We start from the raw sequence: 23,018 nt of genomic DNA, 5'->3' as shown, positions 1-23,018 counted from the left end.
TTACACATCTTGCTCACTGCTCGTGGTCGGCATCGAGCAGCGCACCGCGTCCCGCACGGCCGCGCACACCGCCTCCTGCACCAGGGCGCCCAGCAGCAGCGGATCGGCTACCGGGCGGGCCTCCGTACTCAGCATGAACGCGCTGTCCCCGTCCCAGAAGGTGTGGCTGGGATGAATCACGCGCGCCAGCGCCGCCTGCGCCGCGTCCGCCAGCCGGCGGCAGTCGGCCTTGGTCAGCGCGTGCTCGGTGACCACCGCGACCAGCGTGGTGTTCTCGGCGTCGCCCGGCGTGAACGCCGCCGCGCCCGGCCCCACACCCGGCCCGGCCAGCACGCCGCCCCGCTCGTCCAGCACGTCCCCGATGGGATTCACGACCGCCAGCGCCCCCACCCGCACCCCGTGGCGCTCCAGTAGCACGCTGCCCAGGCCCCCTGGCACCGCGCCGCGGCCCAGGTACTTCCCGGCGGTCGCCCCGGTGCCCGCCCCCACCAGCCCGCGCGGCACCGGGGCGCCGCTGGCCGCGCGGGCCGCCAGCTCCCCCTCGGCGTCACCGGGGCGCACGTCCGCGCGGCCCACGCCCAGGTCGTAGATCACGGCGGCCGGCACGATCGGCACGCGCGCCCAGGGCGTCTCGTGCCCGACCCCGCGTTCCTCCAGCACCCGCACCACGCCCGCCGCGGCACTCAGGCCGAAGGCGCTCCCGCCGGTCAGGAGCAGCGCGTGCACCCGCTCGACCTTCTTCTCCGGGGCGAGCAGCACGCCCTCGCGGGTGCCGGGACTGGGCCCCAGGAACGACGCGGACGCCACGGCGCCCGCCGGGGGCAGCAGGATGGCCGTGCAGCCCGTGCGGGCCACCGGGTCGGTCCAGTGGCCCACATGCACGCCAGGAATGCCGGTCAGGGTGAGGTTCGGCTCGGTCATGCGGGCATTCCAGCATCCCGCGCCGCTGCCGCGCCACTCACCACACGCGCCGGCCCACGCGGCATCATCCGGGGCACACATGCACCGCGGCTCCCTCCTGCCTGCCCTCGTTCTTTCAGCGTCCCTGCTCGCGCCGGACGCGGAGGCCCTCACCATGACCTACCCCACGACGTCCACCACCATCCACGAGCAGCCCGGCGACTGGGCCGGCGGGGAGGGACGCGGCGCGGTGGCCGGGGCGGCGGGCCTGAACCTCGCGCCCGGCGCGACGAGCGGCACCTGGACATCCGCGCCGCTGCGCGTGCCCGCCTTCGACGAGCTGATTCCCTCGTGGAACGCCGTGACGCCCGCGCGCGGCAGCCTCAGCGTGGAGGTGCGCGCCCAGGGGGCCGGCGGCTGGACGCGCTGGTTCAGCTTCGGCACCTGGAGCGAGGCCGGCGACCGCGCCAGCCTGGACGGCCAGAAGGACAGCGCCGGGCAGGTCCTGACCGACACCCTGCGCCTGACCGCCAAGGCCAGCGCCTTCCAGTACCGCGTGACGCTGCGCGGCGCGGGCACCGGCGTGCGCCTCGTGGCGTTCAACACCTCGGATCGCGCGCGGCGCAGCGAGGCGCTGGGCACCCCCGGCCAGCGCGCCGCGTGGGGCAAGGAGGTCAAGGTGCCCCAGCGCTCGCAGATGCTCTACCCGAACGGCGGGGAGGTCTGGTGCAGCCCCACGAGCGTGTCCATGATCCTGGCGAAGTACGGCGTGAACGTCACGGTGCCCGACGCCGCGCGCGGCACCTTCGACCGGGTGTACGACGGCACCGGCAACTGGGCCTTCAACGCCGCCTACGCCGGCGCGCTGGGGATGCGCTCGGTCGTGCTGCGCCTGCCCAGCCTGGCCGCCGCCGAGACCTTCACCGCGCAGGGCACGCCGCTGGCCGTCAGCCTCGGCTGGAAGGCCGGGGAACTGCCGGGCGCCGCGATTCCCAGTTCCACCGGGCACCTGATGGTCCTGACCGGCTTCGACGCGCAGGGCAACCCGGTGCTGAACGACCCGGCCGCGCCCACCGACGCGGGCGTGCGCCGCACCTACCCGCGCGCCGCGTTCGAGCGGCTGTGGCTGGGCCACTCGGGCGGCCTGGCGTACCTGATCACGCCCCGCTGAGCGCCGCCCCCGCGCGGGCGGTTTGCACCGGGTGCAGCCCGCCCGCACGGCGCGCCCCTGATTGGGGGCAGACTGCCCGTTGTGTGGTGTTTTTCACGCCGGCAGTTTCTTACCGTGAAGCATGGACACTGCTCCGGAGGTGCGGCTCGACGGACGGGACCGGGGAGTGGCGCTGGTCATCACGCTGCTGTTCACCGGGATAGTCCTGATGATCATCGTGAGCACCAGCGCCACCCTGGTCAGCGGGGCCCGCAGCGGCGGCGCCGACGAGCGGCGCGCCTACCAGGCCCTGCTGGCCGCCGAGAGCGGCCTGAACACCGTCATGGTGCGGGTCAACCAGCGCCTGCTCACCACGCCGTACACCGGCAGCACCCAGGCCGACCTGCAGACCTGGCTGACCGGCCTGAACGCCACGCCGGAAGCGGCGCTGTTTCCCGCCACGCTGAGCTTCACCCCGCAGGGCGCCGACCGCTTCACGGTCGAGTCGCGCGGCAGTGCCGGCGGCGCCGTCAAGGTCGCCCTCCAGGACTTTCAGCTGACGCCGGTCTTCCTGCCCCGGGGCCTGCGGCTGCGCGCGGCCCTGACCTCCCTGCCCCGCATCAACGCCACGGGCAGCGCGCAGATCACCGGGCAGTCGGGACGCGGCGAGATCACCACGCTGACCGGCGCCGGCGTGACCGCCACCACGGGCAGCAGCCAGATCACGGTGAGCGTCGCGGACGCCAGCGGCCTGATCACCGGCGACTACGTGCAGATTCCCCCGGGCGCCACCGCGCCGCGCTTCCGCGTGACCGGGATCAGCGGCACGCAGCTCACCCTGACGGGTGTGCCCGGGCCGCTCACGGCCGCCCTGAACGCCCCGGCCGGCACGGGCGTCGAACTGATCCTGAACGCGGCCGCGCAGACCAGCCTGAGCGTGACCGATCCCATGACGCAGCGCGTGTCGAACGCGGCCGACTTCACGGTGGGCGAAACGGTGCTGATCGCCGGGTACGCGGCCAGGGTGACGGGCCTGAGCAGCGCGGGCGGCGCGACCGATCAGCTGACGCTGGACTGGCTGGCCGGGCAGCCCGCCAGCATCCCCGAGGGCACCGCCGTCGTCCGGGACGTGTCGGCCATGCGCAGCGGCAGCACGATCCAGGTCAAGGACAGCGCCAAGGCCCTGGGCAACTTTCAGATGGACGGGCAGAACGACTGCGCCGCGCAGTCCGGCGGGAGCGTCACCTGCGAGGGCAGCAGCGATCCGCTGCTCAGCACGGACAGCAGGGACCCCTTCTTCACGCGGCAGCTGCTGGGCCTGAGTGACGCCGAACTCGACGCGCTGGTCCCACTGACCCTGCCCGACAGCAGCGGCACGTTCCCGCCGATGGTGAGCGGCATCCGCCGGATCCGGGCGCAGGATTTCGACGCGGCGCTGAAGAACGGCGTCTCCAGCGGCGTGCTGATCGTGGACGGGGACATCAACTCCAACGTGAACGGCAACACCACCTTCAACGGGTTCATCTACTTCCGTGGCAACCAGGGCGGGAAGTTCAACGGCAATCTCACCGTGAACGGCGCCGTGGCCGTACGCGGCGGGCCCATCGAGGGCATCACGACCGACGACGTGACCACCGACCTCACCGGCAACCTCACGGTGAACTTCAACGCCGCGCAGCTGCGCCAGCAGCTGCTGACCGCGCGGGGCGGCGCGCAGCTGACGAGCACGCAGGGCACCTGGAGGCAGCGGTGAGGGCGCCCGCCGTGAGGGAAGCGGGCTTCACCCTGCTGGAACTGCTGATCGTGCTGGCGATCGTGGGCCTCCTGGCGGCGCTGGGCCTGGGCGGCTACCTGCGCTGGCGGGCCAGCAGCGCCGTCACCGAGGGCACCCAGGTGTTCACGCAGGCGGTCAACGCCGCGCGCACCGGCGCCAAACGGCTGAACACCTGCCAGGAGGTGCGCCTGACGGTCAGCAGCGCCAGTCCGTCCCTGACACTCCGGGCGTACCCGGACAGCACCTGCGCGGGCACGCCGACCACGCGCGTCCTGTCCCTGCCGGCCGGCGTGACCGCCAGTCTGGACAGCGGCGCGAACAGCCTGGCGTTCCGGGCACCCTACGGCTCCACCGACGCCTCACCGGCCCAGTTCCGGGTGTCCTGGTCGGCGGACCCCTCCATCACGCGGCTCGTGCGCGTCACGGGCATCTTCGGGAAGGTGATCGTGCAGTGAACCGCCCCCACCCCGCCCAGGCCGGCCTGACGCTGATCGAGGTGCTGATCGCGCTGGCGATCTTCACGGCGCTGTCCGTGGCCGTGCTGGGCCTGCTGCCCACGCTGTTCCAGGTCAACCGCAACAACCAGAACGACCAGGCCGTCACGGTGGCCGCCAAGGCCTTCATGGAATCGGTGCGCACGGCCTACAGCGCGCAGGCCACCTTCGACGCGGGCACCCTGCCCGCCACGCCCGACACCTCGCTGATGGGCGGCCTGACCTGCGCCGCCACGCAGGCCAACCCGGTCGCGGCCTGGGTGACGCCCGCCGGCGGGCCGATGCTGCGGCGGGTCACGCTGACCTGCGCGGGCACCGGGCAGCCCACCTACACCTTCACGCTGGACGTCGGGCGGCCCAGCTCATGAAGGGCGGGGCGCACGCCGGGGGGCTGACCCTGATCGAGATCCTGCTGGCCCTGGCGATCATGGGCGTGGTCCTGGCCCTGATCACCAGCTGGCAGACGAGCACGCTGGACCTCACGACCCGCACCAACGTCATCGGGCGCGGGCTGACCGAACTGAACGACCTGACCGGCTACGTGGGGGACCGGGTGCGCGCGGCGCTGCGGGTCCGGGTGGCGACCTCCGGCCTGAGCGTGAACACCGACAGCGGGAACGTCTGCTCGGCGGCGCAGCCGTGCCTGGCGGTGGTGCTGCCCGACGCCACGGCGGCCGGCACCGTCACGAAATACGTCCTGTTCGTGTACCGCATGGAACCGCGCCCGAAGGTCACGCTGGACAAGGCCCCGGACGCCTGGGCCGAGGGCAACGTGCAGGTGCTGCGCGAGTACCGCAGCGGCGACTCGGGCAGCACCCCGGTGAACTGCGTTCCCGCCGCCGGTGAGACCTTCGAGACGGCCAGCGGGGCGGGCTGCGCGGCCATGCGGGACCTCGCGGGGCTGAGTGCGGTCAGGGGCTTCCAGCCGTACCTCGTGTCGGATTACCTGACGCCGGCCGACAGCCTGCCGGGCGGCGCGGACCCCTTCGGCTGGGACGCCGCGACCCGCTCGGTGACCCTGAGCGTGCAGTTCCGGCAGCAGGCGCGTGGTCGCCTCACGACCCTGCCACCCACCCAGGCGTACGCCCTGAACGTCCGCGCGCGCAACGCCCCGTGAGGCGCGGCGCGCAGGTGTGGGCCACGGGCCGGGCCCCAGTCCGGGCTGCCCGGGCCGGACCGGCTGGGTGCGGGACCGGTCGCCGCGCTGATCCAAGCTGCTGACCGCCGTCACGGTCTCCCGCTGAGCCGCAGGGGGTCGGTGGCGGGCTGAGCGGCCTCCCGGCGCAGCCTCTATGCTCGGGGCATGGATTTCCCGACGACCTGCCCGCAGTGCGCGCATGTGAACCGCGCGGAGTTCGCGGACAGCAGCGTGCACGACCTGCGCTGCGCGCGCTGCGGGGCGCGGTACTGCGTGCTGGTACGCAAGCAGAAGTTCGAGGTGCTGTTCGACCTGGGCACCCGGGCGCTGATGGACGGCTACGCGCGGGAGGCGGTGGCGAGTTTCGCGGCGGCGCTGGAGCGCTTCTTCGAGTTTTACGTGCGGGCCTTCGCGCTGGAGCAGGCCGCCGGGCGAGAGCGGCCCTTTGAGGAGGCCCTGTCGGCACTGGAGGGCACGTGGCGGCACGTCTCCAGTCAGTCCGAGCGGCAGCTGGGGATGTTCGCGCTGGCGTACCTGCTGCGCGAGGGCCGCGAACCGGACTTCCTGACGCCCAAGGGGCTGGGCACCGACTTCCGCAACCGCGTGATCCACCGGGGCGCGCTGCCCACCCGCGCGGAGGTGGACGCCTACGCGGCGGGCGTGTTCACGCTGATCGACCGGCTGCTGACCGAACTGGGCGCGGGCGCGGCGCACGCGGAACTCGTGCAGGAGCAGGCGTTCGCGGCGCACGTGCGCGGCCTGCCGGACGGCGTGACGGTGGTGTTCGAGGAGCACCCGGGCATGTTCCGCGCGCGGCGCTTCGGGACGCTCTCGCCTATTCCCAAGCCCGCCAAGGCGCAGCTTCAGGCGGCGCAGTCGGCGTCGGGCGTGAACGACGCCCGCGCGTTCCAGCAGGCGCTGTTCGAGCAGGCCCTGGCGGAACGCGGCTCGCTGCTGCGCGGCTTCAAGAGTTCGCCCTGAGCTGCCGCTGAAGAGCCGGCCGGTGTGTCATCTGCGCGCGGGCGGCGCGGGGCGGGGCGGTATGCTGCCCAGGTGACCCTCTGGACCGTGCTGATTCCCGTCGCCGCCGGGCTGGTGCTGGCGGCCCTGTGGTGGGTGGGCAAGGCCATGCTGGAGGGCGCGCGCGAGGGACTGCAGGAGGCGAACGCGGAGCTGGCGCAGGAGCAGGCCGATCGGGATGCCCAGGCCGCCCGGGACGCCGACGCCCAGCGGCAGGCGGTCGAGGCGGCCGCGCTGGCCCTGAGTGACGCCGACCGCTTTGCCCTGAACCTGCGGGCACCGTTCACGTCCCTGTGGATCGACATCTTCGAGACGCGCGGGCACCGGCCCCTGACGTACTTCTATCAGGTCACGCCGCCCGGCGAGACCCCGGAGGCGCGGCAGGCGGCCCTGCGGGAACTGGCGGCGTCCCTGGAGTCCGGGTGGGGGATCACGGATCACGCCTCGGCCATGTCCAGCCTCGCGTGGCTGCTCGGTGGGGGCGGTCACCACGCGCCGTACCAGCAGGTGCGCCGCGCGCTGCACGCGCAGGACACCGCGGGCCTCGACCGCCGGCACGTGAAGGTCGTGCGCCAGTGGGAGCCGCAGGTCGGCGAGGTGGGCGGGCTGGCCTTCGACCTCGCCCGGGCGGCGGACATCGCCGCGCAGGGGGTGGCGCTGGGGTACCTGAGCGAACGCCAGGGCCGGCAGGTGCTGGGCCAGTGCCGGCAGGTCGCGCGGGAGGCGCCCTTCCGTGACTGGACGCACTACGGCCGGAGTTTCCAGGCGGGCGCGGCGTTCTGGAACGCCGACCCTGTGCGCAACCGGGGGTACGCCAGCGCGGTGGACTGGCTGCTGAGCAGTGACGACAGCCCGTGGCGGCGCGACCCGTGGCCGCCCCCCGCCGGGCCCCTCGACCCAGATCAGCCGGTGGCGCGCTCGGCCGCCGGATCGTCGCTGCTGAACTGAGCGGGGCGCCTGCCCCCCTGCGCCGGACTAGGCGCCTGGGCGCGGCTTCTCTACACTGCGTCATGGTTGGAACCGGAGGGGAAGGTAGGGATCGGCGGCGGCTGGTGCGGGTGGCGCGCGGCGAGGAGCGCGGCGATCTACTCGTGCGGGGCGCGCGGGTGGTGCAGCCCGCCACGCGCGAGGTGTTCGAGGCGGACGTGCTCGTCGCCGACGGGCGCGTGGCGGCGCTGGGAAGCGGCTTTCAGGCGGCGCGGGTCGTGGAGGCGCGCGGGGCCTTCCTGGCGCCGGGCTTCATGGACGGCCACGTGCACATCGAGTCGAGTCTGCTGACCCCGGCGGGCTTCGCGGGCGCGGTGCTGCCGCGCGGCACGACCGGGGTGGTGGCCGAGCCGCACGAACTGGTGAACGTGCTGGGCGCGGGCGGGCTGGAGTGGATGCTCGCGGCGGGACGCACCTCGGGGCTGCGGGTGTGGGCGTCGGCGCCATCGTGCGTGCCGGCCAGTGAGTTCGAGCGGGGCGGCGCGGTGATCGGGGCCGAGGAGACCGCGCGGATGCTGCGGGTGCCGGGCGTGCTGGGGCTGGCGGAGATGATGAACTACCCCGGTGTGCTGGGCGGCGACGCGGGCGTGTGGGACGTGCTGGAGGCCGGGCGGGCGTCGGGGTTGCGGCTGGACGGGCACGCGTCGGGCGTGCGGGGCCGCGACCTGATGGCGTACGCGGCAGCCGGGCTGCACTCGGATCACGAGGCCACGACGCCCGAAGAGGCCCGCGAGCGCCTGCGCGCCGGGCTGTGGCTGATGGTGCGCGAGGGCTCGGCGGCCCGCAACCTGGAGGCGCTGCTGCCGGTGCTGCGCGACCGCCCGCGCCGCGCGATGCTCGTCAGCGACGACGTGAGCGTGGACGAACTGCTCGAACTGGGGCACCTGGACCGCCTGCTGCGGACCTGCGTGGCGGGCGGGCTGCACCCGGCGGACGCGGTGGCCCTGGTGACCTGCAACCCGGCCGAGTACTGGGGGCTGCACGACGTGGGGCTGGTCGCGCCGGGCTACCACGCGGACTTCGCGCTGCTGCGCGACCTCCAGGGCTTCGAGGTGCTGGAGACCTTCGTGGGCGGCGTGGAGGCCCGGGCCGGGACGGTCACGCCGCCGCTGCCGGGTGGGGGCGTGGACCTGGGGCCGGGCTGGGCAGCGGCCACCTTCGAGGTGCCGGCGCACTGGCCGGTCATGCAGGTCAGCGCGGATCAGATCACGACCGGGGTGGGCGCGCCGGGCAGCGGGGACGCGCGGCTGGTGGTGGTCGACCGCTACGGGCGCGGCGAGTGGTCGGCGTGCATGACCTCCGGCACCGGTCTGCGCGGCGCGACGCTGGGCATCAGCGTGCTGCACGACGCGCACCACGCGGCGTTCCTGGGCGGCAGCGACGACGACGTGCGCGCCGCCGGCCGGGCGCTGGAGGCGCTGGGCGGCGGGATCGTGCTCGTCTCGGGCGGCGAGGTCCGCGCGCAGCTGCCCCTGCCCTTCGCGGGCCTGATGACCGACCTGCCCCCCGCGCAGGCGGCCGAGGCGCTGGGCCGCGTCACGGCCGCCTGCCGCGCGCACGGCTGCACGCTCCCGTACCCGGTCACCACCCTGGCCTTCCTGGGCCTGACCGTGATTCCGGCGCTGAAGCTCACGCCGCGCGGCCTGCTGGACGTGGGCACGTGGCGGCTGCTGCCGCGCGCAGAGACCACCGCCGCACCCGCCTGACGGGGGATAGGTGAACGGCCGGTCAGCCCATAGACTGACCTACTTTGCGTTTCCGCCTCTCCTCCGCCGTCCCCCACCGGCCCGCGCGCGCCGTCTCGCTGCGGCGCGCCGCGCGCCTGCCCCTGCAGACGCGGGTGTGGCTGCTGCTGGCGCTGCTGATCACCCAGGGCCTGACCCTGCTCGTGGCGCTGCTGGGCCAGCAGGAACTCAGCGAGCGGGCGCTGCGCGCCCAGACGCAGGGCTCGCTCGAACAGCTGGTGCGGGTCACGGCCGACAACGTGCGCGGCTACCTGAGGGCGGCGGCGCAGATCGTGCAGGTCAACCGCGCGAACGTGCAGTCGGGGCTGCTGAGCGCCGACGATCCCTCCGGGCTCCTCATGAATTTCCACGCGCTGCTCGACAGTGTGCCGCAGCTCAACGGCATGCTCGTCGGCCACGCCGACGGCCGGTTCACGTTCCTGCGCCGCGACGGCGCCGAGGACCGCGCCCGGTACGCCCGCGTGATCGAGGTGAGCCCCGCGCGGCAGGTCACGACCACCTTCTTCGACGAGCGGCGGCGCCCCACCGCCCAGAGCGCCGCGCCCAGCGACTACGACCCGCGCACCCGGCCCTGGTACCGCGCGGCCGCGCAGCAGCCCGGCACGACCATCTGGACGGCGCCCTACGTGTTCGCGTCGTCGCAGCAGCCCGGCCTCACGGTCGCGGCCGGGACCACCGGCGTGGGCGGACTGGTCGTCGTGGGCGCCGACGTGCAGCTGCGCCAGCTCTCCAGCCTGCTGCGCGGGCTCCAGATCAGCGCGCGGGGCCGCGCCTTCGTGACCGACGCCAGTGGGCACGCCATCGCCAGCAGCCGGGCGTGGCCGGTGCAGGTGGAGGGCCGCGTGCCGCTGCTGCGCGAGGTGGCCGACCCGGCGCTGCGCGCCCTGCTCGACCAGCGCAGCCGCCTGACCCCGCCGGCCGGCACGCACTGGTTCCAGGTGGGGGCCCAGGCCTACGGGGTGGTCCTGCGGCCCATCGAGGTGCAGCCGGGCGTCACCTGGACCGTCGGGGTGTACGCGCCCACGGCCGATTTCGCGGGTCCGCCGCAGCGCCAGCCACTGGGGTTCGTGCTGCTGGTCAGCCTGACCGGCAGCCTGCTGGCGTGGCTGCTCGTGCTGCGGGCCACGCGGCCCATCGAGGCGCTGCAGCGGCAGGCGACCACCGACCCGCTGACCGGCCTGCCCAACCGCGCCAGCTTCCTGGCCCAGCTGGAGGACTCGCAGCGCGCCGCCGCGCCGCTGGGCGTGGCGATCTTCGATCTGGACGGTTTCAAGGCCGTCAACGACACCTTCGGCCATCACGCCGGGGATGAGGTCCTGCACGCGGTGGGCGCGCGGATGCTCGCCGCGCTGCGCGCCGGGGACACCCTGGGCCGCCTGGGCGGCGACGAGTTCGCGCTGCTCGTGCAGGCCCCCTCGCGCGAGGAGATGCGCCTGCGGGTCGAGGGGGTGCTGCACGCCATCACCAGCCATCCGGTCACGGTGGACGGCGCGGCGCACGACCTGAATGCCACGGCGGGCCTCGCCTTCTGCGAGCCCGGGGAGCCCACCACGCCGGGGCAGCTGCTGGGCCGCGCCGACAGCGCCCTGATCCGCGGCAAACGGCGCGGCAAGGGCCGGGTGTGGATTGACGGCGAGGTCACCATGCCCACCCTGTTCCGCTGAGCCTCCGGGCGCGTGGCATGCTGGAGCGCATGACGCAACAGGACATGGTGACGGTGCAGGTGCAGGGCTACGGCGAGGTTCAGGCGCGCGCCGGGGAGCGGCTGGTGCTGGCCCTGGAGCGCGGCGGGGTGGACATCCTGCACCGCTGCGGCGGGGTGGCGCGCTGCACGACCTGCCGCGTGAGCTTCCAGGAGGGCGAGCCGGGCGCCATGACGGCCGCCGAGTTCGACAAGTTGCAGGAAAAGGGCCTGCTGGGCGAGGCCCGGCTGTCCTGCCAGATCGAGTGCGCGGGCGGCATGAGCCTCACGCCGCTCCAGACGGCGCGCAGCAGCGGGCTGGAACCCGGCAAGGCGCCGGCCGAGCAGATCGAGCCCGACCCGGTCTGGACGACCCGCCCCGGCGCCTCCACCGAGGGCTGAGCCGCGGTCGCCGGCGGGCCCCCGCCGACGGGCGGGAGGCCGGGTCAGCCCGGGCCCGCCAGGGCGCTGCGGCTGCCCCCATCCTCGGGCGCCGGCTCCTCCTGGGCGTCGTCGGGGCCGGCCAGGGGATCGGCGGTGGCCCGCGTGAAGCGGTCACTGCCGCAGGCGCAGCGGTCCAGCCGGCCCGCGCTGCGCTGACCGCCGTGGTCGTGCCGCAGGCGGCCGCACCCCAGGCACACCAGGGGGCCCTGGACGTCCTCACCAGGCTGCACGGGCCGGGGGGGCTCCAGGTCCCAGGGCGGCACGACGGGCAGGCCGGGCGGCGCGCCGTGCGGGTGCGTGAAGACCGTGAGGGTACCGTCCTGCTCGAAGTAGGCGCGCTGCACCTCACCCAGCTGCCGCACGCCCTGGGCGCGCAGCCGCTCGAAGAGATCCTCGCGGCTCAGGTTGGCGCGTTGCAGCGCCTCGCCGCTCATGACGCCGCCGCGCACGAGTTCCACCGGGACGCCCTCGATGAAGGTCTCGACGTGCTCGCTGCGGATGACCAGTTTCGTAAGCAGGTGTTGCAGCCCCACGACCAGCGCCAGCACCAGCATGGCGTGCAGCAGCGGCACCTCCGGGTAGAACATCGGGTCCCCGGCGGCGGAACCCAGGGCGATCACGATCGCCAGTTCCAGCGGGCTCAGCTGCGCCAGTCCACGCTTGCCGGTCAGGCGCAGCAGCAGCAGCAGCCACCCGAAGATCACGGTGGTGCGGAAGACGATCTCCAGCAGGAACAGCGGCGGCGTGTCACCCAGGAACAGGCGCGCCCAGTCGAAGGGCACCACGTCGCCGCTCATGGCTGCCCCGGCGGCACCTCGGCCGCCGTGAGGCCCAGCCCGGCCAGCAGGCGCGGGCGATCCCAGCCGGTCAGGAGCGAGAGGGCCGTCAGCGTCTCCTCGAAGGCCGGCGTGCCCGGCGTCCCGGCCCGCAGCTGCTGCCACAGGGCGTTGCGGCGCCGCAGGCGTTCGGTCTGCGTGGGAGTCATGCGGGCAGTGTAGGGGTCAGGCGGCGCCGCCCGCCACCGGGTTCCTTCATGCGGCGCGCCCGGCGCCCGCCGCTCCTCCCCGCTGAGGCTGCCGCGTGGCACCAGCGGGCGCCCCCGGGGTCGGTCCGGGAACGCCCGCTGATCGGGGGGGCAGCACTGGGGTGGCGATCAGTTCAGCTGCGAGGCCTGCCAGCGCCCCACGGCCGGCGCCACGTCGCTGCCCCGCAGCAGCGCCACGAGCTGCCCGTCGCGGTGCGGGCTGAGCAGCAGGGTCTGCCCGGCGTAGCTGAGCAGCAGGCTGCTCAGGTCGCCGCGGTTCAGGTGATGGCTGGCGGTGGCGGCCGCGGTCACCAGGAAGCGGGCGTACATGGCGAAGCTCTCGGGCAGATCCGGCCCGAACTGCGCCACGCGGTCCCCGTCGGCGCTGTACAGCACGGCGCCCTCGACGCCGCTCACGCCGCTCAGGCCCGCCAGCAGGCCATCCCTGGAGGAGGCCGGGGGGACGGCGGGCGCCGCCGGGGCCGCCGGCGTCACGGGAGTGGTCGCCGCCTGCGGCGCCGGCGTGTCGCCACGCTGCGCGCGGGCGTCCAGCGCGGCCTGCACCTGCGGCTCGATGGCGGGCAGCAGCTCGGCCGGCGTGAAGGGCTTGCGTAGCACGCCGCGCGCGCCGGCGGCCTGCGCGTCGCGCTGCGTGACCTCGTCCACGATGCCGCTCATGAGCATCACGGGCACGTTCACGCCCCGGTCGGTCATGATCCGGGTGAGTTCCAGCCCGCTCATGCCGGGCATCAGGATGTCGGCCAGCACCAGATCCGGCAGGGGCTCGAGGGTCTCCAGGGCGTTCTCGGCGCTGTCGGCCATGCGGACCTGGTAGCCCTGCGGCGCCAGGATGCGTTCCAGGGCCTTGCGGACGCTCACGGAGTCGTCCACGACCAGAACGGTGATGGGGGGAGTGATTTCAGCTGGGTTCATGAGGCCTCCAGGGCAGATTGGGTGGGGTCGGCGGCGTGCGCGTGATCTTCATGCACGGCCGCCTCCATCAGCAGGCGCGCGGTGGGGACGGTCACCCCACGCGGATACGCGCTGAGGGGATCGGGGGACATCAGGTGGAACCGGAAGTCGCCGGGCACGCGGCTGGCGAGCAGGTGCGTGACGGCCTGCGGGGCGGGCCGGTCGCCGCACTCGGCGTCGATGATCTCACCGCGCCGCAGCACCAGGTGGGCGGGCTGGGCGCCCAGGTGGATCAGCAGCAGGCCCGAGAGCTGCAGTTCCTGCGCGCACAGCAGGATATCGGTCAGGGGCAGGGTGCTCAACTCGCCGCTCAGCGCGGCCTCCTCCGGGTCATGCCAGCGGGGCGCGGCCTGAGCGTCCAGCACCTGCAGGGCCAGGGCCAGCCCGGCGGGGGCACTCAGCCCGGCGGGCACGGGAACGTCGAAGGGGCCGCCGTAGCGGGCGGGCCGATGCGCCCCGGGAATGAGCACGATGGTCCCGGCGGTGGCCGGGTCGTCGCGCAGGATCTCGTGCAGGTCAGCCGGGCTGAGGTCCTCTAGGGCCGGATCGATGGCGACCAGGGCGGGGCGTTCCCGCTCGATCTGGGTCAGGGCGTGCAGGCCGCCGGCAGCGGTGGTGGCGCTCCAGCCGGCCGCCTCGATGAGCGCGGCGTGCGACAGGGCGCGTGACAGGTGGGGCGACACCACCAGGCAGGCGGCCCCGTCGCCTGCGGTCATGCCTGAACCCCGGCGGCGGTCAGGAGGGCCTCCAGGCGGCGCTGCAGCAGGCGCTCCTCGGCGGGCTTGGCCAAGTAGTCGTTCGCGCCGAGTTCCATCGCCAGCTGCTGGTGTTTCTCGCCGGCGCGGGTGGTCATGATGACCACGGGGAGCGCGGCGTGCGCGGCGCTGGAGCGCACGGCGCGCAGCAGCTCGAAGCCGTTCATGCGCGGCATTTCCAGGTCGCTCAGGAGCAGGTCGGCCTGTTCGCCGGCCAGCAGGCGTTCCAGCGCCTCCTGGCCGTCGCTGGCGGTGGCGACCTGATACCCGAAGCGTTCCAGACTGCGCCCCACGTGGCGGCGCACGCTGAGGCTGTCGTCGACCAGCAGCACGCGGCCGGCGCCGCGGCCGGCCGCGTTCAGGCGCGCGGCGCGCTGGGCGGGGCGGGCGCGGCGCAGGCCGGCGGGGTTGAGGACCGCGACCGGGTACGCCTGACCGTGCTCGTCGTTCAGGGTGGTCATGCCGCTGAGGTACTCCAGGGGGCTCAGCAGGTTCCCGGCGGGGCGCAGCACGATTTCTTCCAGACTCTGGAACTCATCCACGATGAGGTGCAGGGTACCGCCCTGATCGGCCGGGAGGGCCAGGCGGGCCACGTAGCGCTGCGCGGCGGGCGCCTCGCCCCACAGGGCGCTCAGGTCGACGCTGCCGGCCGGGGCGTCGCCCTCCAGGGCGCTCATGCCCTGCACCTGGCTGGCCAGGACGGCCACCCGCTGCGCGCCGGCACGCATGACCAGCACGTCGGCAATCTGCTGCGCGACCGGGACGTGCAGGGTGGTGGCGGCGCCCTGACCGGGCACGCTCTGGATGCTGACGCGCCCACCCAGGCGGGTGATGGCGTCACGCACGGCGTCCATGCCCACGCCGCGCCCGGCTTCCTGCGTGACCTGCTCGGCGGTGCTCAGGCCGGGCAGGAACACCAATTGCGCGGTCTGGGCGTCGGTCATGCCGCCCAGCTCCCCGGCGCTGAGGTGCCCGGACTGCAGGGCGCGCTGGCGCAGGGCGTCGTAGTTCAGGCCGCGCCCGTCGTCACGCACCGTGAGGTGCAGGTGACCGTCGGCGACGTGGGCTTCCACCGCCACCTGCAGCAGGGGCGGCTTGCCCTGCGCGGCGCGTTCCTCGGGGGACTGCGCGCCGTGCACGGCGGCGTTGGTGAGCAGGTGCAGCAGCGCCTGACCCAGCGGCGCGGCGTACTGCGCGTCGATCAGGCTGTCCTCACCGTGCAGGGTGAGCTTCAGGTCCGTGCGGCGGCCCGCCCAGCGGCGCAGCGGGGCGGTCACGCGTTCGAGCGGCACCAGGCGGGCGCGGCTCAGCTCGACGCGCAGCTGGCGGGTGAGCTTTTCCAGGCCGGTCAGTTCGTCACCCAGGGTGCTGATGGCCTGCGCGGTCTGCGCGCGGACCTCCACCAGGTCGGCGCTCAGCTCGGTCACGGCGCGCGCCAGGATGTTCAGGTCGTCGTACGTGTCGAGTTCCAGCGCCCCGAAGTCGGCCAGGCGGTCTTGCAACCCCAGGTCGGCGGGACGGGCCGCCTGCTGGGCGCCCAGGCGGTCCAGTGGCACGCCCGCACTGGCCCCGCCGGGGGTCAGGTTGGGGTTCAGGTAGCGTTCCTCGAAGTCCCGCACGGTGCGCTGCACCCGTTCGTGCGCGGCGTCGAGGCTGGCGGCGATCTGCTGCTGGCGCAGCAGCAGGCCGTTCAGGCGCGCGCGCGTGGCGACCAGTCCGGCCACGTCGTCGAGCATGCCGTCCAGGCGGGCGCTGTCCACGCGCACGCTCAGGCGCGTCTCGGGGGCCGGGGCGGCCGGGCTCTCGGGCGCGGGCAGCAGCGCGGCGGGATCCTGGCCGCTGAGCAGGCCGCTCACGGCGGCGCGGTACGCCTGGATGCGCGCCTGCGGGGCTTCGCGCAGCTGGCCCTCGGCGTGCGCGAGCACCAGTTCCACGACGTTCAGGCCGTCGTCGATCAGCGGCAGCGCCCGGTCGAGCGTCACGGCGTCCTCGCGGGCGGCGCCCAGCAGGTCTTCCATGGCGTGCCCGACCTCGGCCATCTCGGCCAGGCCCACCATGGCGCTGCTGCCCTTGAGGGTGTGCGCGGCGCGGAACAGGGCGGTCAGATCCGGGGTGTCGGCGTGCAGCCCGGCGCGCAGCGTGGCGGTCAGCTCGGCCGCCTCGGGGCCGAAGTCCTCCCAGATGGCCGCGTTGACCACCGCGAAGGGCAGCTCGGCCTCGTCCTCGCTGCGCGCCTGACGGGCCTGCAGCTGGAACGGCTGGGTGCGCAGGAGTTCCGTGACCTGCGCCGGGCCGCCCAGCTCGGCGAACATCAGGCCCACGTCGCCCTCGGCCTGCCCCTGCTCGATGCGGTCCAGGGCGCGCCTCAGGCTGGTGCCGGCCCGCTCCAGGATGGCGGTGAGCACCGGCACCGCCTCGTCGGTGTTCAGGTGGGCGCGCCCTTCCATCAGCCGCTCGAGGAGCGCGGCCAGCGCGGCGGTCTGCGGGTGCCCGTACAGACCGGCCGTGCCGTGCAGGCGGTGACTGAGCACCCACAGGGTGTCCAGGGCGTGGGGGCGCTGGTCCGGAACCCACAGGTCGACGGTGGCGTCCTCCAGCCCGGCGGCGACGCTGCGGGCGTCTTGCAGGTAGGTGGCGGTGAGTTCCGGGTCCTGGGTGACCGGGGGGGTGAGGGACGTCACATCGGCTCCTTGAGGGCGGGGGGGCTCAGCTGGGCAGCTTGAAGCGCGAGAGGCTCTGCAGCAGGTTCTGCGCGAGGTGCTGGAGGCGGCGGGCGGCGGCGCGGCCCTGCTCGACGCTCTCGTTGGACTGCTCGGCGACCTGACCGATCTGCTGCACGGCTTCACTCACCTGCTCGACGCTGCGCACCTGCTCGGTGGTCGCGGCGTTGATGCGCTCGGCGAACTGGGCGGATTCGGCGGCCAGTTTGCCCAGCTGCTCGATGCGCTCCCCGGCGACGGCGGCGACGCGGTACCCCTGCTCCACCTCGCGGGTGTTGTCTTCCACGCTGCCGACCACCTCGGTGATTTCCAGCTGCACCGTGCGGATCAGGCTGGCGATGCGCGCGGTGGCCTGCGCGGAGGAGTCCGCGAGTTTACGCACCTCGTCCGCGACGATCGCGAAGCGGCTGCCGGCGGCGCCGGCACCGGCCGCCTCGATCGAGGCGTTCAGCGCCAGCAGGTTGGTCTGGCTGGACAGGCGCGAGATGGTGTCGACGATTTCCTGAATTTCCAGCGAGCGTTCCCCGAGGGTCTTGATGCGCCGGGCCACGCCCTGCACCTCGCGGCGGATGTTCTGCATGCCGTCGAGCGTCCCGAGCACCGCCTCGCGGCCCTGCTGGGAGGCTTCCAGCGCCTGCCGGGCGGACTCGGCGCTCTGCTGGGCGGCCTCGGCCATCTCGCGGAAGCCGTCGGTCACGGCGCGCACCTGCTCGGCCACGCGGCGGGTCTCCTGGGTGGTGGTGCCGGCCCCCTGCACGATCTGGTCGGTGGTGCGCAGCATGTCGCGGCTGGCGTCCGTCACGGACACCGAGGCCTTCTGCACCTCGCCCAGCACCTGCCCCAGCTCGTCGACCATCAGGTTGATCGAGTCCACGACGTTCCCCAGCACGTCCTCGCTCACGACGCCGCGCCGGGTCAGGTCGCCGCCGGCGATGTCCATGGTGACGTCCAGGAACGACCCGATGTTGTTCTGGAGTTTGGCGGCTTCCTCGCGCTCGGCGACGTTCTTCTCCTCGTTGACGCGCAGCTGGGTGGTGGCGTTGTTGAAGGTGTAGGCCATGTAGCCCAGCTCGTCGCGGGTCTGCACCGGCACCTGCACGTTCAGGTCGCCGCTGGACACCGCGCGGCTGGCGCGGGTGAGCTCGGTCAGCGGCTTGACGATGGCGCGAGACAGGCGGATGAGCAGCGTGAACGCGATGACGAGCGCCGTGATGATCGCCAGCAGGGACAGCAGCCGCTGGCGCTCGGTGCGGTCCACGCGGTCCTGCAGCTGCCCGGTGAGGGTCTTGACCCCGGTGTTGTACGCGGCGCCCACCTGCAGCAGCGCGCTGTTCTGGATGCCCTGCACGTCCACGCCGTTGAGGTTGCCGGCGTCGATGGCGGCGCCCAGGTCGGCCAGGGCGGGCGTGACGGCGTCGCTGAGCTTCTGCGCGGCGTCACCCATGACCGCCCCCGCGACCGGATCGGCGCGCATGACGCGGTCCACGCTGGAGTTGTACGAGGACAGCGCCTCCTGCAGGGTAACGTTCAGGTCGCGCAGCACGCTGAGGTAGGCGCTGTCGTCGCCGGGCTCGCGCCGGCCGGCCTCGGTGGTCAGGGCCGCGAGGTTCAGGCCGGTCGAGATGCGCGGCAGGACGCGCAGCGTGGATTCCATGGTGTGGAAGGACCCGGCGACCGGGTCGAGCATCAGGCCCGACTGGGTCAGCAGATCCTCGCTGAGTTCGCGCTGGTAGGTGTTGAGCAGCTGCGCGTAGGTCTGCAGGATGGCCAGGTCCGGCTGCGTGCCGATCGAGTCGGGCAGCACGGCCCAGTCGCGCCGCAGCGCCTGCACGCGCTCGCGGTACTCGGGGGCCACCTGCGCTTCGAGCTGACTGATGGCCTTGTTGACGCCGTCGGCGGCCTTCTGCGCGCCGCCCTCGTCGCTGCGCAGCGCGGTGGCGACGAACGTGGCGAGGTTGGTGTTGATGTCACGCAGCGGGGTGAACTGCTGCACCCCGTTCAGTTCGCGCTGCGCGACGCTGATGCTGCTCTGCTGCTGCACGAGCAGGGAGCTGACCAGCACGGTCAGCGGGATGGCGAACGCGAACGCTGCCAGGGACAGTTTCTGTCCCACGCGCAGCTGCCCCAGCCAGCCGACACGCTGGGCGTTGGTGTTGCGGTTGGCGCGGTTCAGGCGGGCGGTCTGGAACTGGAGTTGCATGGGTGGGCCTCCGGGGCGGGAAATGGCAGGCGTGGAATGAACGGACAGGTGGGAAAAGGCAGCCGGGCGGCTGGACTGGCTGGGACTGGGCTGTCTGAAGCTGGACTAGCTGAGGCTGAACTAGCCGAGGTGGTCGCGCAGGTCGCGGATCAGGGCGGCCGGGTTGAGCAGCGGTCCGCCGGGCACGTCGAGCAGCAGGCCCGAGCCGGGGGGCGGGGCCGGCACGCTGCTCACGCCGTACACCTCGTCGACCAGCAGCGCGACGCGTTCGCCTTCCAGGCTGGTCAGCACCATCAGGGGCGGGGTGGGGGCGTCGGGGTGGCCCAGCAGGGGCGCCAGGTGCAGCAGGGGCACGGCGCGGCCCTGGATGGTGGTCAGGCCGCGCAGCAGCGGCTCACCGTGCGGCAGCGGCGCGACGGGCCCGACCTGCGCGATGGTCTGCTCGCCCGAGAGCGGCAGCGCCAGTCGGGTGTCCTGCACGCGGACGAGCAGCGCGTCGGGCATCAGCCGATCAGCCGGTTCACGACGCCGAGCACCTGCTCGGGGGTGTATGGCTTGACGATGTAGTCGTCGGCGCCCTGACGCAGGCCCCACTTCACGTCGGTCTCGTTGCCCTTGCTGGACACGAACACGACCTTCAGGGCCTCCATGCCGGGCTGGCGGCGCAGACCGCGCACGACCTCGTAGCCGTTGCGGCCGGGCATCACGACGTCCACGAGGAGCAGGTCCGGGCGCATCTGGTCGGCCACGGCCTCCACCTGGGCGGGGTCGTTCAGGGCGGTGACGCTGTGCGACGTGCCCTTCAGGGCGGCTTCCATGAACTTCAGGTCGGCGGGGGAGTCATCAACAATCAGGATTCGTGCCATGCGGGGTGTTCCTTTCCGGGCGGCGTGCCCCGGGGTGGGGCGGCGCAGGTGTGGGGGGTAGAAGAAAAGACGTGAGGGGGGTGCCGGGTCGCCGGGCGAGGTGCGGGCCCGGTCTGCGGGCCCGGGCGCGCGGCTCAGTCGGCGGCGCTGCCGAAGTCGAGTTCTTCCACGTCGCCGCTGCGGCCGGCGTCCATGAGCACGCTGGTGAGCGCCAGGCCCATCAGCAGGAAGGACACCACGCCGATCACCAGGGCCAGCAGGGTGGTATCGATGCCGTCGGCGGCCACGCCCAGCTGCATCTCATCGACGACCTTGTACTTCAGGGCGGCCATGCCGGTGTAGTGCATGCCGGTGATGGCGACGCCCATGACGGCCGCCGCGCCGGCCTTGACGCCCACGAGCTGCAGGCGGGTCTGACGGCGGGCCCAGTCGCTGGTGAGCAGGTGGAACAGGTACAGGGCGGCCATGCTGGCCCCCACGGCGATCAGGATGGAGGCGATGAGCGCCAGGACGTTGAGCTGGATCTCGGTGCCGGGCATGTGGTAGGCCGCCATGCCGCTGTAGTGCATGGCCACGATGCCCGTTCCGGCGATGACGCCGGCCACGCCCAGGCGGCGCAGGTTCATGGGGCCGCTGTGCAGCAGGAGCAGGGCGGGGTACACGAAGGCCACGGCGATCAGGCCCGAGAGGATCGTGACGGGGTAGTTCAGGCTGGTGGCGGCGTTGACCTGGAAGGCCATCATGCCCACGAAGTGCATGGCCCAGATGCCGTAGCCGAGCACCAGGGCCTGCGCGACCAGCCAGAAGCGGTTGGCGGCGTTGCTGAAGACGCGGCCGGCGCGGCCGGCCAGTTCGAGGGACATGTACGACGCGACGGCCGCAATAGCGAAAGACAGGATGACGTAGGAATTCACCCAGGTGTGGTGCAGCATCTCATGTTCCATCTGTGTTCCTCCCGTGGGGATGCAGGGGCTGTGCCCGGAGCTTCGATGTCCAAACATATGGAATATGAACTCACATAAAACTTACTGATTCTCGTGTCGGCGTGCGAAATTTTTCGCTTTCGCTCTCATCTTCCGGATGGCCGCAGGGGCCACCCCGCAGTGGGACGGCCTGAACCGATGGCATCCCAAAACGTGGGCACGCTCCGCTCAATGAGGGATGTGGTGAGTTTTGTGGGGAGCAGATGAATCAACCACCCTGGCTCCAGTTCCGGAGCCAGGGCGGCAGGGGTCGGGCGTGGCTTACTGGCCGTTCAGGGCCGCGCTGACCACGTCGCGCGCTTCGGCCATGACCTGCTGGAGGTGCTCGGCGCCGCGGAAGCTCTCGGCGTAGATCTTGTACACGTCCTCGGTGCCGCTGGGGCGCGCGGCGAACCAGGCCTGGTCGGTGGTGACCTTCAGCCCGCCGATGCCCGCACCGTTGCCGGGCGCGCGGGTCAGCTTCGCGGTGATGGGGTCGCCGCCCAGCGTGGTGGCGGTGACCTGCTCGGGGCTGAGGTTCGACAGGATCTTCTTCTGCGCGGCGTCGGCGGGAGCGTCCTGACGGTCGTAGGCGGTCTCGCCGTAGCGGGCGGTGAGGTCCGCGAAGCGCTCGCTGGGCGTCTTGCCGGTCACGGCGGTCATCTCGGCGGCCAGCAGGCCCGGGATCAGGCCGTCCTTGTCGGTGCTCCAGGGCGTACCGTCCAGTCTCAGGAAGCTCGCCCCGGCGCTCTCCTCTCCCCCGAAGCCGAACGAACCGTCCAGCAGGCCCTCCACGAAGTATTTGAAGCCCACCGGGACTTCCACGACGCGCCGCCCGATCCCGGCGCCCACCCGGTCGATCAGGGCGCTGCTCACGAGCGTCTTGCCGATGGCGGCGTCCGCGCGCCAGCCGGGGCGGTGGCTGAACAGGTACTCGATCATCACGGCGAGGTAGTGGTTGGGGTTCATCAGGCCCGCGCGGGTCACGACGCCGTGCCGGTCGGCGTCCGGGTCGTTGCCGATCGCCACGTCGAAATCGTCCTTCAGGGCCAGCAGGCCCGCCATGGCGTATGGGCTGGAGCAGTCCATGCGGATCTTCCCGTCGCGGTCCACGCTCATGAACGCGAAGCGGGGGTCGAGGTCCTCGTTCACGATGGTCAGGTTCAGGCCGTGCTGCGCCTGAATGGCCTGCCACACCGGGAGGCTGCTGCCGCCCAGCGGGTCCACGCCGATGCGCACGCCGCTCTGGCGGATGGCGTCCAGATTCACGACCGTGCCCAACTGCGACACGTAGGGCGTGATGAAGTCGAAGTCGGTCAGGCCCGCCAGGGCGTCCTCCAGCGAGACGCGCTTCACGTCGCGCAGTTCGTTCTCCAGGATGGCGTTCGCGCGGGCCTGCACGGCGCCGGTCACGTCGGTGTCGGCCGGGCCGCCGGAGGGGGGGTTGTACTTGAAGCCGCCGTCCTGCGGGGGGTTGTGGCTGGGCGTGATGACGATCCCGTCGGCCCAGTCGTGGTCTGGTTTGCCTTCGCGGCCGGGGCGGTTGTGTTCGAGGATCGCGTGGCTGATCAGCGGCGTGGGCGTGAACGATCCGGCCTGCGCGCGCACCTGCACGCCGTTGGCGACGAGCACCTGCAGGGCGGTCATCCAGGCGGGTTCGGACAGCGCGTGGGTGTCCAGGCCCATGAACAGCGGCCCCTGGATGCCGGCGGCGGCGCGGTGCTCGGCGACGGCCTGCGTGACCGCCAGGATGTGCGCCTCGTTGAAGGTGCCGCCCAGGCTGGTGCCGCGGTGCCCGCTCGTGCCGAAGGCCACGCGCTGGAGGGGATCGCGCGGGTCGGGGCGGGTCTCGTAGTAGTGGGCGACCAGTCGGGGGATGTTCGTCAGCAGGCTCTGCGGCGCGCGTTTACCGGCCAGGGGGCTGAGGGTCATACCCGCCAGTGTACGGACTGAGCCCCCCGGCGGCGCGCGTGAGGCAAGACAGCGTGAAGGCGCACCCGGTCGCCTGGGCGGTCGGCTGCTACCCTGGAGGGCATGAAGGAGTTCCTGAACGACTGGTGGCGGCTGCTGAAGCTGACCCTGGGCTCGCTGGCCATTCCGGTGGTGCTGTGGCTGCTGCTGGTGTGGGCGGGCGTGCTGCGCTGATCCCACCCACAGCCTGCGCCGCCCTGCATCCTGGGGCACCT

At 73.1% G+C, this 23,018-nt stretch carries 21 protein-coding genes; 10 read left to right on the top strand and 11 right to left on the bottom strand.

Translation table 11 applies throughout. The features are described from left to right. Complete coding sequence (locus tag AUC44_RS03250; protein ID WP_062157376.1) at nt 1-921, bottom strand: P1 family peptidase; 921 nt, start codon at nt 919-921, stop codon at nt 1-3. 154 nt (nt 922-1,075) lie between these two features. On the opposite strand from AUC44_RS03250, the gene AUC44_RS03245 reads away from it, so the two are divergent. The 10 genes from AUC44_RS03245 to AUC44_RS03200 all read left to right on the top strand — a co-directional run bounded on the left by AUC44_RS03245 (nt 1,076) and on the right by AUC44_RS03200 (nt 11,291). Further along, nucleotides 1,076-2,071 carry a peptidase C39 family protein gene (locus AUC44_RS03245; protein ID WP_062159652.1) on the top strand — a complete coding sequence of 332 codons (996 nt, stop codon included), beginning with the start codon at nt 1,076-1,078 and terminating at the stop codon, nt 2,069-2,071. Nucleotides 2,072-2,192: 121 nt separating this feature from the next. Then, the gene (locus AUC44_RS03240; RefSeq protein WP_062157375.1) at nt 2,193-3,803 is read left to right on the top strand and encodes a pilus assembly PilX N-terminal domain-containing protein; all 1,611 of its coding nucleotides are present in this window, start codon (nt 2,193-2,195) and stop codon (nt 3,801-3,803) included. Next, complete coding sequence (locus AUC44_RS16410) at nt 3,800-4,279, top strand: pilus assembly FimT family protein (protein WP_197408572.1); 480 nt, start codon at nt 3,800-3,802, stop codon at nt 4,277-4,279. The genes AUC44_RS03240 and AUC44_RS16410 overlap by 4 nt, the downstream gene beginning before the upstream one ends. Then, nucleotides 4,276-4,686, top strand: coding sequence for a type II secretion system protein (locus AUC44_RS16405; protein ID WP_062157373.1), 411 nt, complete (start codon nt 4,276-4,278; stop codon nt 4,684-4,686). Before AUC44_RS16410 ends, AUC44_RS16405 begins: the two co-directional genes overlap by 4 nt. After that, complete coding sequence (locus AUC44_RS03225; protein ID WP_062157372.1) at nt 4,683-5,435, top strand: PulJ/GspJ family protein; 753 nt, start codon at nt 4,683-4,685, stop codon at nt 5,433-5,435. The genes AUC44_RS16405 and AUC44_RS03225 overlap by 4 nt, the downstream gene beginning before the upstream one ends. 186 nt (nt 5,436-5,621) lie before the next feature. Next, nucleotides 5,622-6,437, top strand: a complete 816-nt coding sequence (locus AUC44_RS03220; RefSeq protein WP_062157371.1) for a hypothetical protein — start codon at nt 5,622-5,624, stop codon at nt 6,435-6,437. Between the two features lie 72 nt (nt 6,438-6,509). Continuing rightward, nucleotides 6,510-7,424 (top strand): DUF1266 domain-containing protein, encoded by a 915-nt coding sequence (locus AUC44_RS03215; protein ID WP_062157370.1) that lies wholly within the window; start codon nt 6,510-6,512, stop codon nt 7,422-7,424. A gap of 62 nt (nt 7,425-7,486) precedes the next feature. Beyond that, nucleotides 7,487-9,169, top strand: a complete 1,683-nt coding sequence (locus AUC44_RS03210) for an adenine deaminase (protein WP_062157369.1) — start codon at nt 7,487-7,489, stop codon at nt 9,167-9,169. A gap of 44 nt (nt 9,170-9,213) precedes the next feature. Next, nucleotides 9,214-10,872 carry a sensor domain-containing diguanylate cyclase gene (locus tag AUC44_RS03205; protein WP_062157368.1) on the top strand — a complete coding sequence of 553 codons (1,659 nt, stop codon included), beginning with the start codon at nt 9,214-9,216 and terminating at the stop codon, nt 10,870-10,872. Between the two features lie 29 nt (nt 10,873-10,901). After that, nucleotides 10,902-11,291 carry a 2Fe-2S iron-sulfur cluster-binding protein gene (locus AUC44_RS03200; RefSeq protein WP_229781259.1) on the top strand — a complete coding sequence of 130 codons (390 nt, stop codon included), beginning with the start codon at nt 10,902-10,904 and terminating at the stop codon, nt 11,289-11,291. Nucleotides 11,292-11,335: 44 nt separating this feature from the next. Here the strand turns inward: AUC44_RS03200 and AUC44_RS03195 are convergent, their stop codons facing one another. The 10 genes from AUC44_RS03195 to pgm all read right to left on the bottom strand — a co-directional run bounded on the left by AUC44_RS03195 (nt 11,336) and on the right by pgm (nt 22,764). After that, a complete protein-coding gene (locus AUC44_RS03195; protein WP_062157367.1) occupies nt 11,336-12,130 on the bottom strand; it encodes a DUF421 domain-containing protein in 795 nt (264 codons plus the stop codon). After that, nucleotides 12,127-12,318 (bottom strand): hypothetical protein, encoded by a 192-nt coding sequence (locus AUC44_RS03190; RefSeq protein WP_062157366.1) that lies wholly within the window; start codon nt 12,316-12,318, stop codon nt 12,127-12,129. Before AUC44_RS03190 ends, AUC44_RS03195 begins: the two co-directional genes overlap by 4 nt. Nucleotides 12,319-12,486: 168 nt before the next feature. Further along, on the bottom strand, nt 12,487-13,290 hold the full coding sequence (locus AUC44_RS03185; protein ID WP_082688930.1) for a response regulator: 804 nt from the start codon (nt 13,288-13,290) through the stop codon (nt 12,487-12,489). Next, a complete protein-coding gene (locus AUC44_RS03180) occupies nt 13,287-14,045 on the bottom strand; it encodes a DUF4388 domain-containing protein (protein WP_062157364.1) in 759 nt (252 codons plus the stop codon). The genes AUC44_RS03185 and AUC44_RS03180 overlap by 4 nt, the downstream gene beginning before the upstream one ends. Continuing rightward, the gene (locus AUC44_RS03175) at nt 14,042-16,765 is read right to left on the bottom strand and encodes a hybrid sensor histidine kinase/response regulator (RefSeq protein WP_062157363.1); all 2,724 of its coding nucleotides are present in this window, start codon (nt 16,763-16,765) and stop codon (nt 14,042-14,044) included. Before AUC44_RS03175 ends, AUC44_RS03180 begins: the two co-directional genes overlap by 4 nt. A gap of 25 nt (nt 16,766-16,790) precedes the next feature. After that, nucleotides 16,791-19,004 carry a methyl-accepting chemotaxis protein gene (locus tag AUC44_RS03170; protein ID WP_062157362.1) on the bottom strand — a complete coding sequence of 738 codons (2,214 nt, stop codon included), beginning with the start codon at nt 19,002-19,004 and terminating at the stop codon, nt 16,791-16,793. Between the two features lie 120 nt (nt 19,005-19,124). Further along, nucleotides 19,125-19,508: a chemotaxis protein CheW gene (locus AUC44_RS03165; RefSeq protein WP_062157361.1), complete on the bottom strand. Its 384-nt coding sequence runs from the start codon at nt 19,506-19,508 to the stop codon at nt 19,125-19,127. Continuing rightward, nucleotides 19,508-19,870 carry a response regulator gene (locus tag AUC44_RS03160; RefSeq protein WP_062157360.1) on the bottom strand — a complete coding sequence of 121 codons (363 nt, stop codon included), beginning with the start codon at nt 19,868-19,870 and terminating at the stop codon, nt 19,508-19,510. Before AUC44_RS03160 ends, AUC44_RS03165 begins: the two co-directional genes overlap by 1 nt. A 134-nt stretch (nt 19,871-20,004) precedes the next feature. Continuing rightward, nucleotides 20,005-20,814: an MHYT domain-containing protein gene (locus AUC44_RS03155; protein WP_062157359.1), complete on the bottom strand. Its 810-nt coding sequence runs from the start codon at nt 20,812-20,814 to the stop codon at nt 20,005-20,007. A 300-nt stretch (nt 20,815-21,114) separates the two neighbouring features. Next, nucleotides 21,115-22,764 (bottom strand): phosphoglucomutase (alpha-D-glucose-1,6-bisphosphate-dependent), encoded by a 1,650-nt coding sequence (pgm, locus tag AUC44_RS03150; protein ID WP_062157358.1) that lies wholly within the window; start codon nt 22,762-22,764, stop codon nt 21,115-21,117. Nucleotides 22,765-23,018 lie beyond the last annotated feature (254 nt).

Source organism: Deinococcus actinosclerus, assembly GCF_001507665.1.
Lineage (GTDB): Bacteria > Deinococcota > Deinococci > Deinococcales > Deinococcaceae > Deinococcus > Deinococcus actinosclerus.
The sequence above is the reverse complement of the archived record's forward strand: the minus strand, read 5'-3'. Positions and strand labels throughout refer to the sequence as shown.